Annotated in this window: 10 protein-coding genes; 7 read left to right on the forward strand and 3 right to left on the reverse strand. The window is 56.0% G+C overall.

Annotated features, from left to right (window positions below; all coding sequences use genetic code 11):
* Positions 1–810 precede the first annotated feature (810 nt).
* The 3 genes from ACFO9Q_RS18985 to ACFO9Q_RS18995 all read left to right on the forward strand — a co-directional run bounded on the left by ACFO9Q_RS18985 (position 811) and on the right by ACFO9Q_RS18995 (position 4,433).
* On the forward strand, positions 811–1,926 hold the full coding sequence (locus tag ACFO9Q_RS18985; protein WP_379185028.1) for a GntR family transcriptional regulator: 1,116 nt from the start codon (positions 811–813) through the stop codon (positions 1,924–1,926).
* Positions 1,927–2,038: 112 nt separating this feature from the next.
* Positions 2,039–2,734, forward strand: coding sequence for an L-ribulose-5-phosphate 4-epimerase (gene araD, locus ACFO9Q_RS18990; RefSeq protein ID WP_379185030.1), 696 nt, complete (start codon positions 2,039–2,041; stop codon positions 2,732–2,734).
* Between the two features lie 28 nt (positions 2,735–2,762).
* Positions 2,763–4,433 (forward strand): ribulokinase, encoded by a 1,671-nt coding sequence (locus ACFO9Q_RS18995; protein ID WP_379185032.1) that lies wholly within the window; start codon positions 2,763–2,765, stop codon positions 4,431–4,433.
* 170 nt (positions 4,434–4,603) lie between these two features.
* Here the strand turns inward: ACFO9Q_RS18995 and ACFO9Q_RS19000 are convergent, their stop codons facing one another.
* Positions 4,604–5,407 (reverse strand): alpha/beta hydrolase family protein, encoded by an 804-nt coding sequence (locus ACFO9Q_RS19000; RefSeq protein WP_379185034.1) that lies wholly within the window; start codon positions 5,405–5,407, stop codon positions 4,604–4,606.
* Between the two features lie 389 nt (positions 5,408–5,796).
* On the opposite strand from ACFO9Q_RS19000, the gene ACFO9Q_RS19005 reads away from it, so the two are divergent.
* The 4 genes from ACFO9Q_RS19005 to ACFO9Q_RS19020 all read left to right on the forward strand — a co-directional run bounded on the left by ACFO9Q_RS19005 (position 5,797) and on the right by ACFO9Q_RS19020 (position 10,627).
* Positions 5,797–7,242 carry a DHA2 family efflux MFS transporter permease subunit gene (locus ACFO9Q_RS19005; protein WP_379185036.1) on the forward strand — a complete coding sequence of 482 codons (1,446 nt, stop codon included), beginning with the start codon at positions 5,797–5,799 and terminating at the stop codon, positions 7,240–7,242.
* A gap of 224 nt (positions 7,243–7,466) precedes the next feature.
* Entirely contained in the window at positions 7,467–8,726 is a 1,260-nt protein-coding gene (locus ACFO9Q_RS19010) for an FxLYD domain-containing protein (RefSeq protein ID WP_379185039.1), read from the forward strand.
* Positions 8,727–8,758: 32 nt separating this feature from the next.
* Positions 8,759–9,898 carry a S1C family serine protease gene (locus ACFO9Q_RS19015; RefSeq protein WP_379185041.1) on the forward strand — a complete coding sequence of 380 codons (1,140 nt, stop codon included), beginning with the start codon at positions 8,759–8,761 and terminating at the stop codon, positions 9,896–9,898.
* Between the two features lie 165 nt (positions 9,899–10,063).
* Positions 10,064–10,627 carry a phosphatase PAP2 family protein gene (locus ACFO9Q_RS19020; protein WP_379185044.1) on the forward strand — a complete coding sequence of 188 codons (564 nt, stop codon included), beginning with the start codon at positions 10,064–10,066 and terminating at the stop codon, positions 10,625–10,627.
* Positions 10,628–10,702: 75 nt separating this feature from the next.
* On the opposite strand, the gene ACFO9Q_RS19025 is transcribed toward ACFO9Q_RS19020, so the two are convergent.
* Both ACFO9Q_RS19025 and ACFO9Q_RS19030 read right to left on the reverse strand, forming a co-directional pair.
* Complete coding sequence (locus ACFO9Q_RS19025; protein WP_379185046.1) at positions 10,703–11,557, reverse strand: hypothetical protein; 855 nt, start codon at positions 11,555–11,557, stop codon at positions 10,703–10,705.
* A 1,156-nt stretch (positions 11,558–12,713) separates the two neighbouring features.
* Positions 12,714–12,944, reverse strand: a 231-nt coding sequence (locus ACFO9Q_RS19030) for an integrase core domain-containing protein (RefSeq protein WP_379185048.1), incomplete at its 5' end; no start/stop codon positions are given.

The following is a 12,944-nucleotide window of genomic DNA, read 5'->3' on the forward strand; positions in this document are numbered from 1 at the left end:
CACAATGTGATGCTATAGCCCCAACTTGCCTACCTCGGAGTGCTGCAGCATCACAATGTGATGCTATTGCGGCGCAGCTCGCCCATGCCTCCTCGCTCCGCGCCAGCCAACGTCGCCGCGCCGCCCTCGGGTCAGCGCCGGCCTACGTCGTCGCCCCGCCCTCGTGTCCGCGCCAGCCAACGTCGCTGCGCCGCCCTCGGGTCTGCGCCAGCCTACATCGCCGCCTCGCCCTCAGGTCTGCGCCGGCCTACGTCGTCGCCGCGCCGCTCTCGGGTCAGCGCCGGCCTACGTCGTCGCCCCGCCCTCGTGTCCGCGCCAGCCAACGTCGCCGCGCCGCCCTCGGGTCTGCGCCAGCCAACGTCGCCGCCTCGCCCTCAGGTCTGCGCCAGCCAACGTCGCCGCCTCGCCCTCAGGTCTGCGCCGGCCTACGTCGTCGCCCCGCCCTCGTGTCCGCGCCAGCCAACGTCGTCGCCTCGCCCTCGGGTCTGCGCCGGCCTACGTCGTCGCCCCGCCCTCGTGTCCGCGCCAGCCAACGTCGTCGCCTCGCCCTCGGGTCTGCGCCGGCCTACGTCGCCGCCTCGCCCTCGGGTCTGCGCCAGCCAACGTCGCCGCCTCGCCCTCGGGTCTGCGCCAGCCTACATCGTCGCCTCGCCCACGTGTCCGCGCCAGCCAACGTCGCCGCCCCGCCCACGGGTCCGCGCCAGCCTACATCACCGTCCCGCCACACTATCCCCCCCCAATTGTTGTACGTACAAGTGGCTGGTATGCTATACTTGCACCAATACAACTCGTGAATTAGAGGTGCGGCAATTGAAGGAACAACAACCGCCTAAGTATAGGCAGCTGAAGCAAGAGATTACCTCGTGGATGACGACGGGGAGGTTCAAGGCGCATGACCGCCTGCCATCGGAGAATGAGATTGCGAAGCAGTACGAGATGAGCCGGCAGACGGTTCGCCAGGCGCTTGGAGATCTAGAGCAGGAGGGCTGGCTGTACCGCGCCCAAGGCAAGGGCACCTTCGTATCCGACCAGCAGTCAGCAGGCAGACGCGCGGCTTCTCCCGGCATGACGATTGGGATGATCACGACACATATCTCAGATTATATTTTCCCCACCATCGTTAGAGGGGTGGAATCCAGTCTCCGGGTGAAGGGAGCCCGGCTGCTGCTGGCCTCTACGGACAATGAGAAGGGCAAGGAGCGTGACTCCTTAAGCTCCATGCTGCGCGAGCCGCTGACTGGTCTCATTATCGAGCCGACGAAGAGCGCGGAGGGCAATCCTAACTTCGACTACTTCCTGGCACTCGATTCGCAGAACATCCCCTACGTCATGCTGAACGAGAGATATAGCGACGTTGATGCTCCTTGCCTGAAGGTGGATGACGAGCTCGGCGGATACCGTGCCGCTCAGCATCTGATGGAGCTGGGGCATAAGCGGATTGCGGGCTTCTTCAAGACGGATGACTTCCAAGGCGTTCACCGTATGCGAGGGTTCGTGCGTGCCCACCGGGAGCACCTGCACCAGATGCAGCCCGAGCATCTGGTGCGCTACTCAACCGAGGAGAAGCAGACGAAGCCCCTCGAAGCTCTGGCTGCGTTAATTTCCCGTGACCCTGCTACGCGGCCTACCGCTGTCGTCTGCTATAACGATGAGCTGGCTGTCCGCATGCTCGATGTGATTAGACGGGGCGGCCTATCGGTCCCGGAGGATCTGTCCCTAGTTGGCTTCGATGATGCGAACCTGGCCGTTGCGACTGAGGTGAAGCTGACGACGATTGCCCACCCTAAGACCCAGATGGGCATCGACGCGGTTGAGCTGCTGATGAGCATGATTCAGCAAGCAGCGCCTCGTTCTCGGACGCCGGACCATATCTACGAACCGGAGCTGGTCATTCGAAGCTCAACGTGCGAGTGCTCTTCTGAGTAGGGAGTAATATTTTCATAGTGACATACTTGTACGTACAACCTATAATATAGCCATGAGCTGGAGCCCGGATAGGTGCGTGCTGCGGCTCGGGAGAGAGGAGCGAAGCTTACATATGTTAGAAGCATTGAAGCAAGCCGTATGGGAAGCGAATATGGACTTGCCGAAGTACGGGCTGGTTACCTTCACCTGGGGCAATGTGAGCGGGATTGACCGCGAGAGTGAACTTGTCGTCATCAAGCCAAGCGGTGTGCCGTATGAGGAGCTTAAGCCTGAGCAGATGGTCGTCGTGAACCTGCAAGGGGAAGTCGTCGAAGGGTCCTACCGTCCTTCCTCGGACACGGCAACTCATGTGCTGCTGTACCGGTCCTTCACCGGGATAGGCGGCATCGTCCATACGCATTCCCCATGGGCAACGAGCTGGGCACAAGCAGGACGTTCTCTGCCGGCGCTCGGCACGACGCATGGCGATTACTTCTATGGCGAGGTGCCTTGTACACGACCGATGACGGCAGAGGAGATCAAGGGAGAGTATGAGCTCGAGACAGGCCGAGTCATCGTGGAGACGTTCGAATCGCGCGGCATTAATCCGAAGCAGGTTCCATCTGTGCTGGTGAACAGCCATGCACCGTTCTGCTGGGGCAAGGATGCGCATGAAGCGGTTCATAACGCTGTGGTGCTGGAGGAATGCGCGAAGATGGCTCTTCATACGTACCAGCTGAATCCATCCGTACAGCCAATGGACCAAGACCTGCTGGACCGCCACTACTTGCGCAAGCATGGAGCAGCCGCCTATTACGGTCAGAGATAATGACAACTAACCAAGGAGGATCTACCCTATGAGTTCCAAGTACGCCATCGGCGTCGATTACGGCACCGAATCCGGCCGCGCCGTGCTCGTTGACCTAAGCAATGGTGCCGAGATTGCCGAGCACGTAACTCCTTACCGCCATATTGTAATTGATGAGCAGCTGCCTGTATCAGGCATCAAGCTGGAGCATGACTGGGCGCTCCAGCATCCTGAGGACTATCTAGAGGTGCTGCACACATCCGTACCAGCTGTGATGAAGGAATCGGGGGTCGATCCGGCTGATGTCATCGGTCTCGGTATCGACTTCACGGCTTGTACGATGCTCCCCATCGATGAGAACGGCAAGCCTCTATGCTTGCATGAAGAGTATGTGGACAACCCGCACAGCTGGGTGAAGCTGTGGAAGCATCATGCGGCGCAGGACGAAGCGAATCTTATTAATGAGATTGCGGCGGCGCGCGGTGAGAAGTTCCTCCCTCGCTACGGCGGCAAGATCTCATCCGAGTGGATGATGGCCAAGGCTTGGCAGATTCTGAATGAAGCTCCTGAGATGTATGAAGCAGCCGATCGGTTCGTCGAGGCAACCGACTGGGTGGTCGGCCAGATGACCGGCCGCATCGTGCGCAACTCCTGCACCGCCGGCTACAAGTCCATCTGGCACAAGCAGGATGGCTATCCGAGCAGCGAGTTCTTCGCCGCGCTTGATCCGCGCCTAGAGCAGCTCACCGAGACGAAGCTGCGCGGAGAAGTGCTTCCGCTAGGCTCCAAGGCCGGTGAACTGACCGAAGAGATGGCCTCCCGCATGGGGCTGAGAGCGGGAACGGCTATTGCGGTCGGCAATGTAGATGCGCATGCTGCGGTGCCTGCTGTAGGCGTCGTATCCGAGGGCAAGCTCGTGATGGCGATGGGCACATCGATCTGCCACCTTCTGCTTGGTAAGGAAGAGAAGGAAGTAGAGGGCATGTGCGGCGTGGTCGAAGACGGCATCATTCCTGGTTATTATGGGTATGAAGCGGGGCAATCGGCGGTTGGCGACATATTCGCTTGGTTCGTGGACGAGGCTGTGCCAGCCTATGCGGTCGATGAGGCGGAGAAGCAAGGACTCAATATTCACGTCTATCTGGAGCAGAAGGCTGCTGAGCTGAAGGTCGGACAATCCGGTCTGCTCGCGCTGGACTGGTGGAACGGCAACCGCTCGGTGCTCGTTGATACGGATCTGACTGGAACGATTCTAGGTCTGACCCTGCTGACGAAGCCATGGGAGATCTATCGCGCTCTGCTCGAGGCAACGGCGTTCGGCACGCGTAAGATTGTAGAGGCGTTCCACAGCAACGGAGTGGAAGTGCAGGAGCTGTATGCGTGCGGCGGTCTTCCTCAGAAAAACCGTCTGCTCATGCAAATCTACGCAGATGTAACGAATCGGGAGATTAAGGTGGCTGCTTCCAAGCAGACGCCGGCTCTTGGGGCTGCTATGTTCGGGGCAGTCGCCGCGGGTGCTGCGGTTGGCGGATACGATAGTATCGTTGATGCAGCGCAGAAGATGGCGCGCGTGCGCGAGGAGACGTTCAAGCCGATTCCGGCTAACGTAGCCGTGTATGACAAGCTCTATGCCGAGTACAATCAGCTTCATGATTATTATGGCCGCGGCCCGAATGATGTCATGAAGCGTCTGAAGCAGTTGAAGGAAGAAGCGCATTAGAACTGGCAAGGTAAAGCTCGTCTTCTTATTAGCGTTGGTGACGGTGCTCACTATGCTGACTGTGCTGACTTAGCACACCCTGCGAGTTGCAATGGCTATTATAATTGGACGAGGCACAACCCATGGGGCTGTGCCTCTTTTTTTACTTCAATGCTTGCCATAGCGTTGGCTTACGCTTGCCTACTAGCCGCAGACTGGGGCGTTCCAGCCTGCCTCCTCAGGAACAATAGCGTTGTATTCAGGGCCTCGTCTAGCTCAGGAGTCGGCCCTGCGAATGGATGGTCTACACCGAAGGTGTGGTTCCCTCCGTTAATGCTTGCATAGGACTGAGCAGGGGCTGCGTCTTGAAGAGCCTGATAGCCCTCGAGCACCCTGACCTGATCCTCCGTCCCCTGTACAATCAATGCCGGCTTCTGCAGGGAAGCGAGCTTCCTTGGTACATGATAACGCTCAGCGTTGCGAGCAGCGTCCTCTGATAAGAATGGATCAGCCCCAGCTTGTGGCTGGAGATTAGCCGGAGCATTCCAAGCGATGACAGCGGACACGTCCTCCCGTTCCGCAGCCGCAAGGATACTGGACGCCCCGCCGCGGCTGTGCCCGAGCAAGATGACCTTGGTCGTGTCTGCAGCTGCTGCGAGTGGCAGCCTCTTCTCCTGAATAAGGTCTAGTAACGCATGAAGATCACTCAGCTCCTGGGACACGGTACGTGCAGCCTGCTTGCCTTCCTCGTCTAATACCTTACTGCTAGCTGCACTAATGCGAGAGAAGTCGAAGATGACGGTGTAATACCCTTGTTCTGCGAATGCATTCACCGCATAGGGCCAGAAGCCCCATTCCTTGAACCCGCGGAATCCATGGGCAACGAGCAGGATGGGCAGCTCGGTTGCATCTTCCCTGAGCCTCACCTCTCCAGGCAATGTTAATCCATGGTCAAGATCAATACGGAATTCTTCCTTGCGAATGGAGCTGCTCATCATCATCAACCTCTCAGGGATTAGAATATAGAACAGACGGAGGCATCCTCCTTATGAACAAGAAGGCAGCCTCCGTCTGTACGGTCAACTCCAATATAGATACATATCCAATTATTCCAAGTGGTTCTGTAGGGTTATATTACCAAGAGCCAAGGAAGCTGTCAACCCTCGATTTCCCAGCCTTGAAGTGCTAGCTTGAATGAACTAGCTGAGACTAGCCGTTTGAACAGCATTGACAGCTGCGAAGTGCCATGATAAGTTAACGATACTTTACGTATACCCGAGTGCTGAGATTGGAATTATATTTTTATCAAAAAAAAGGTTGTCGACCATGTCATTGGAGACTTCTACCTTCTGCTGAAGAGCAGACAGACAAGGAGGCTGGCTTCATGATGCATGGAGAAGCGGCAATCGTAGCGTCAGGGACGCAGTCAGACCGATTATCAGCCTACTGGAAGCAGCTGGCTACCTTATTCCTAGGCTCCTTCATAGGAATCTACCATGTGGTATCCCTTAATGTGGCCCTTCCAGGATTCATTCGAATCTTCGATACGGAATTGGCAACGGTACAATGGCTGGTGACGGGCTTCACGCTTGCTACGGGAATCATTGCCCCATTATCCGGATTCCTCGGGGATCGATGGAGCAACAAGAACTTGTTCCTGGTCTCCATAGCTGGGCTGACGGTCACTTCCCTGCTCTGCGCATTGTCATGGAACGTCTATGTCCTCATCCTGTTCCGGATGCTGCAAGGCTTGTTCTGCGGGTTAATTCAGCCCGTCGCGCTCACGATGATCTACCAGTCGGTGCCAAGAGAGCAGCAATCAACGGCCATCAGCCTATGGTCAGGGGCAACTATCCTAGGTCCTGCTCTGGCACCGACGATCAGCGGATGGCTGCAGGGCTACAATTGGCATTGGATGTTCGTGGTCACTCTGCCGCTCAGCATACTCACATACGCGATGGGAGTCAGATACCTGCCATCTCATCGATCGAATACTCTGCGCAAGGCGGACGGCTTAGGGATGTTCCTGGCGGTACTAGGAAGTCTATGTCTGCTATATCTGTTCGGCCGAGTTCACGCTTGGGGCTGGCTTGATAGGAAGTCGCTAATTCTGCTCGGGACAGGTGTCACGGCTATTGCACTCTTCATCCGCCATCAACTGAGGACGGATACTCCACTGCTTCAACTGAGATTATTCCGATCGAGAATGTTCACGGCGAGCTTAGCTTCCTCCGTTGTTCTCATCATTGGATTGTATTCGGGCATCTACTTCATTCCCCTCTATCTGCAGGAGATTCATCAGATGAGCTCTCTGCAGGTTGGACTGCTTCTCATTCCGCCAGCGATGGCGCTGGCCGGAGCCACGTTGCTGTCTGGCAAGCTGTATCGCTGGATTGGACCTATGCCGCTCGTCGGTACAGGAGCACTGCTATTGGCAGGAGCTTCATGGGCCTTCACGCGGCTCACTCCAGACACGAGCAGCGCCTATGTGGCGCTATGGATGTCTGTTCGCTATGTAGGAATCGGATTATCCATGACTCCGGCTATGAATGCAGGGATGGGAGCGGTCTCGAAGGAGCAGGCGGGAGATGCATCGGCCTTAATCAATTGGCTCAGACAAGTGTTCGGAGCGCTTGCTCTAGGCATGTTCACCTCGCTGTTCTATGCCAGGTACGCGTATCATGAACAGCATCCCATTGCGGCGGATGCAGGTCTTCCTTCTATTCATGCTTCTGCCTATACGATGGGAGTGAATGATGCCTTCTTCGTTGCCTTCTGGATTATCGCATCCGCCTTGCCGCTGGCGCTGCTTCTTCATCGCAAGCGATAGGGTTTGGTCGATGAGCACTTAATTATTTTGAACATTTAGGATTACGCCATGGCGATATGGGGTAATCCTTTTTTGACGATTGCAGCCTTGCCATCGCTCCGCCTCCAATCTGGGATAAAAAGTACGATATGATGAATAATGGAATAGCGAACTTTGGGAGCCGTTGTGGTAGACTAGTAGAAGAGATAAAATGTCAGAATGCTAGGTATGGAGGATGAACGAAATTGTATTGCCATCAATGCGGAAGGAAACAGCTTCGAGATGCAATCTACTGCAGTCACTGCGGCAAGCCCATGCAGAGTGCTGAGTCAGAGGAGCACCAAGCTGATATAGAAATTCAATCCGGCCAATTGCAGACTGCAGCGAGCATGAACGCGGTCTATCCCCTTATAGATAATGACCTGCTTCTCGAAGAAGAAGAGCAGCAGGCTTCGGTCAGAAAATCGATAATTCCTTGGATCGTACCTATCCTATTGCTGCTCCTAGTCGCGTCAGGACTGCTTGCCTACTACCTCTATGAATCTCGCATTAATGCCGATGTGCAGGGGTGGCATGAGCAGGCGAAGAAGGAAGCGATAGCGGGCAAGTACAGTGATGCACTGGCGCTGCTTAACCGCGCGAATGAAGCAAGACCTTCTTATCAGGCGCTGGATAAGGATCTCGCTGTCGTCGAGCAAGCTCTCGCCATGCAGAAGTCGCTCACCAGTGTTGAAGAGCAGCTTAAGGTGCAGAAGCTGGATGAGGCAGGCCAAGTGCTCGAGGAAGTGCAAGCCAGCTTGAAGGACCGGACAGAACCGATATTCCAGCTGCTTCATGAGCAGTACGATGAGCAGTCCATTATGCTGACTGTGCTGAAGGTGAAGGAAGAGTTCGATAAGCTGACTACGGTAGAGGAGCTGGCCTCCAAGCTGAATATTACCCAAGGGCTGAAGGGCGACGAAGCCGCTGCGGTTAGGGAGCAGATTATTAGCAAGATAGCGGTCATCAGCTATCAGCAAGCCGAAGCGCTGCTGCAGGAGAAGGACTTCAACGATGCGCTCTCAGCAGCAGAGCAAGGACTTACTTATGCCCCAGGCGACGAGAAGCTGACTGCGCTTAAGGACAAGATTCAGCAGGATAAGCTGGACTTCGAACAAGCGGAGCAGGAGCGAATTGAGAACGCCATGCAGCGGGCAGCGGAAGAGGACATTATTAATCAGACCGCGGCTCTGAAGGTAGGCAAGATTGAGGCTAAGCTGGATGAATACGGTGATCTTCATATTACGGGAGAGCTGACGAATAAGGCGACACGGCCGATTTATTCGATTTTCATCGAGTATACGGTCTATGACAAGGACAAGAAGAAGCTCGGCTCAGGGACAGCTGGCGTCACTCCGGAGTATGTGGAGACTGGCGATTCAGCGAAGTTCACGGACATTGTCTATGGGGCTTATACCGAAGAGGTGACAGTTGTCGTCGACAATGCCACTTGGTATCTGGATTAACGGGCTGGAAGGGTAAGGAGAGGTTATCTGTTATGACAAAATCAACCTGGCTAAGCATCATCGCCTGCGGGGCGGTGCTGCTAGGGGGAACCGGCGGGGCGCTCGCCATTCGCTCGGAGCTGCCGAAGAAGCTGAGCACACCGCCTCTGCTGGCGGTGTCTGAGGATAAGAAGCAGACGGACAAGCCGAAGACGCTGAAGGATATTATATTCGAGACGCAGAAGCTGGTCGTCATGATCGAGACAGAGGACGGCAAGCAGGGCTCGGGCTTCCTATACAACGGTGAAGGTGATCTGATTACGAATGCACATGTCGTGACCGGCGTGAAGGAAGTGAAGATTAAGACCGCGGATGCGCGCGAGCTGCAGGGTCAGGTCATCGGAATATCAACGGAGACGGATGTAGCGGTGGTCCGTGTCCCTGATCTAGCAGATCTTGATCCGCTGCCGCTCGTTCGCGATGAGAAGACGGAGGTTGGTGATGAGGTGCTGTCCGTCGGCAGTCCTCTCGGATTCCAGAACACGGTGACAACCGGCATTATTAGCGGTGTGAATCGTACGTTCGACATCGAGCCTTATCATTACACAGACCTGTACCAGATCTCGGCTGCGATTGCCCCCGGCAACAGCGGCGGCCCTCTAGTAGATAAGACGACAGGCAGAGTCATTGGCATCAACTCCGCAGGAATTGAGCAGAGCGGTATCGGATTCAGTATTCCAATCGTTAATATACTTGCAATGGCGGAAGCGTGGTCGACAGAACCGATGGAGGTACTGCCAGAGGCTGTTCAGATGGAAGGCAGCGAAGAGGCAGAGGTGGAAGAGGAGAAGTCGATCAGTGAATATGCAGACTACCTTGTACGCCACTTCTACGACTCCTTGAACAACTCTGACTATGTCTATGCCTACTCGCTCATTGGCGGCAACTGGCGTGAAGGAACAAGCTATGACGAGTTCAGAGAGGGCTATCTGCCGACGAGGAATGTGGTCATCGATGACCTTCTTATTAAGACGGAAGGCGAGGATAAGGCGGTCGTCACTGCGGTTATCTCTGTCGACGAGCGAGTTGACGGGGAGTATAAGCTTAGCAAGTATCAGGTAACCTACATTGTAGGCTATGAGAACGACCAGCTTAAGCTCATCAGCGGCAAGGGCAAGAAGATTGAGCAATAGAATATGCCGCTTGCAGGTTCGTGTGCCTGCTGGCGGCTTTTTTTTACCATATGCCTGCCTGCGGGAGATTAGAGAAGGGAGAGGAATCCGATTCCTATTCAGTGGACTACACAGAAGACAGCCCTGTACGGGCTAGCGTGCCTCATCGGCTTCGTTATCATTGCTGTGAGCGTTAACTCGGGGGCTATCGTCGAATTCGACCGGCTAGTCATCGAGCAGGTTCGTCAGCTGACTTCCCCTGAGGTGACAGGGCTAATGAAGCGATTCTCCGTCGTAGGCTCGGCCTGGTTCGTTATTATTCTGGCTGCGGCTACTGCGCTTATACTGCAGGTGGTCCTCGGTCATCGGCAGGAGCTGCTGCTATTCGCAGGGGCTATAGCGGGCTCTGCGCTGCTGAATGTACTGCTTAAGCTGTGGTTCGAGCGAGCTCGTCCTACTCTGGAGCCTATCGTAACAGCAGCAGGCTACAGCTTCCCCAGCGGACATTCCATGGGAGCGGCTAGCTTCTATGGGATCCTTACATACTTATTATGGCGGCATATGTCGGGCAAGACGGCGCGTGGACTGCTGCTGGCAGCCAGCGGCGTCATGATTGTAGGCATCGGTGTGAGCCGAATCTATCTCGGGGTGCATTATCCGAGCGACGTGGTAGGGGCATATCTGATCAGCTTCGCTTGGCTTGCACTCGCCGTGCTGATCTTCAGGAGAATGTTCGGTAAGCGTTATTGAGCGGTGTGGGTGCAGGAGATAAGCCCCTCTTGTCAAGCCTGCTGAGGCTTGACAGAGGGGCTTTTTCACGCGCAATTAGCAAGGTTCGTTGGAGTGGGTGCCATCCTCTTGGGAAGAATCGCTCACCCTGAGGTTGTCGTAGAACAACTCCAGTGCAACCGCATCGTTAGGCTGTACCGGGAAGTTCAGCAGCGTGGATGGAATCTGTCTTCCGTTCAGGCGGAGGAGATAATCCACATTGCCAATGACGGACACTCCGCTCACAGAGACAATCTGACCGCTATTGTTGAAGCGAACGGCACCTGTCTCGGCCAGAGCTTGATAGATCGTTAAGCCGGGACGGAATCTCACGCTGTATGCGCGTGTGACATACGGGAATGCGCGTCCCCCGTTGATGACCACTGTGACGTTAGCTGCAGGCCCAGGGAATGGCGGGAATGGGATAGGGAGCGGAATAGGGAACGGGAATGGTGGTCTAGGCGGCGGGAACGGTCCCGGTCCAGGGAACGGCGGTGGCGGGAACGGTCCAGGTCCAGGGAATGGAGGTGGCGGGAACGGTCCAGGTCCAGGGAACGGCGGTGGCGGGAATCCGCCCGGTCCGCCAGGGAAGCCTGGTCCGCCAGGCCCGCCAGGGAATCCAGGGCCGCCAGGCCCGCCAGGGAATCCAGGGCCGCCAGGACCGCCGGGGAATCCGGGGCCGCCAGGACCGCCAGGGAATCCGGGTCCGCCAGGCCCGCCAGGACCGCCAGGGAATCCAGGGCCGCCAGGGAATCCGGGACCACCAGGTCCGCCAGGTCCTCCTGGGCCTGGAGGCGGAGGAGGCATTAACATGCGAGGGCCGCCGCAGCCGCAATCTCTGCTGGAGGGTGCGGTTTGCTGTACGTACAGATTACCGTCTGGGCCGTAGAAGTATTCATTAGCATTTGCCATACAGTCAGTCAATCTCCTTCACGAACAGAATTAGGTGTTCATCCTGCTGTATCCTATGCGGCTAATGCCTATCCCGTGCCCACAGGTAGTCATAGCTGTAGTATTCGGACGGAGATGATGAACCGCGCTCTTCTAACCCAGTGCACTGCAAGTGGCTGCTTCTTAAGGTGCAGAAGTGCACCAGGATGCCGACGAGCGTGCGGCGGCGAGCGTGATAAGGTGCAGAAGTGCACCAGAATGGCGTCGAGCGTGCGGCGGCAAGCGCCATAAGGTGCAGAAGTGCACCAGAATGGCGACGAGCGTGTGCCGGAGAGCGCGATAAGGTGCAGAAGTGCACCATAATGGAGTTGAGCGGGTGGCGAAGAGCGCGATAAGGTGCACAAGTGCACCATGATGGAGTTGAGCGGGTGGCGGCGAGCACGATAAGGTGCAGAAGTGCACCATAATGGAGTTGAGCGGGTGGCGGCGAACGCCATAAGGTGCAGGAATGCACCAGAATGGCGACGAGCGAGTGGCGAGGAGCGCCATAAGGTGCAGAAATGCACCAGAATGGCGACGAGCGTGTGCCGGAAAGCGCCATAAGGTGCAGAATGCACCTATCGAGCACCCAGCCAGGCTATGCGAGCACGGATAGGGTATAAAATGCACCTATCGAGCACCCAGCCAGGCTATGCGAGCACGGATAGGGTATAAAATGCACCTATCGGGCTTCCAGCCAGGCTATGCGAGCACGGATAGGGTATAAAATGCACCTATCGAACACCCAGCCAGGCTATGCGAGCACGGATAGGGTATAAAATGCACCTATCGAGCACCCAGCCAGGTTATGCGAGCACGGATAGGGTATAAAATGAACCTATCGAGCACCCGGTCGGGCCATGCGAACGCGGATAGGGTGTAAAGTGTTATCGGCAGGGTCTTGCCCGGGGAGAGCGGCTGAAGGGTGCCTGTCCGGGAGGTGAATCTGGTTGATAAGTGCACCAGTATGGCGACGAGCGAGCGGCGACGAGCGCGATAAGGTGCAGAAGTGCACCAGTATGGCGACGAGCGAGTGGCGAGGAACGCGATAAGGTGCAAAAGCGGCTCAGCCCCCTAAATCCGGAGTCCACCCATACAATCTTACTTCAATCGTAGCTTTTCTTCTTTTTTCTCCACTTTACATGGCTTTATGGAAACTTGAGGTGTCCTCCAGCGTTTGTGTCCACTCCGAAAACACCGCTGGTGGCATCAGCCTTAGACTACCATGCATTTTTCGGTTATTGTAAAAATCCATATACTCGTCGAGGGAATCATATGCCTCTGCAAAAGTTTCGAAAGATTTTCTGCTAAACAGGTCGCGTTCCATCAGGCTATGAAACGACTCAATGTAAGCATTCATATTGGGTGT

It is taken from the genome of Paenibacillus sp. GCM10023252 (genome assembly GCF_042653305.1).
Lineage (GTDB): Bacteria > Bacillota > Bacilli > Paenibacillales > Paenibacillaceae > Pristimantibacillus.

What these genes read in the sequence shown, in the direction of transcription:
- araD (WP_379185030.1), top strand. Translation starts at nt 2,039, where the DNA reads ATGTTAGAAGCATTGAAGCAAGCCGTATGGGAAGCGAATATGGACTTG.
- ACFO9Q_RS18995 (WP_379185032.1), top strand. Translation starts at nt 2,763, where the DNA reads ATGAGTTCCAAGTACGCCATCGGCGTCGATTACGGCACCGAATCCGGC.
- ACFO9Q_RS19000 (WP_379185034.1), bottom strand. Translation starts at nt 5,407, where the DNA reads ATGAGCAGCTCCATTCGCAAGGAAGAATTCCGTATTGATCTTGACCAT.
- ACFO9Q_RS19005 (WP_379185036.1), top strand. Translation starts at nt 5,797, where the DNA reads ATGATGCATGGAGAAGCGGCAATCGTAGCGTCAGGGACGCAGTCAGAC.
- ACFO9Q_RS19015 (WP_379185041.1), top strand. Translation starts at nt 8,759, where the DNA reads ATGACAAAATCAACCTGGCTAAGCATCATCGCCTGCGGGGCGGTGCTG.
- ACFO9Q_RS19025 (WP_379185046.1), bottom strand. Translation starts at nt 11,557, where the DNA reads ATGGCAAATGCTAATGAATACTTCTACGGCCCAGACGGTAATCTGTAC.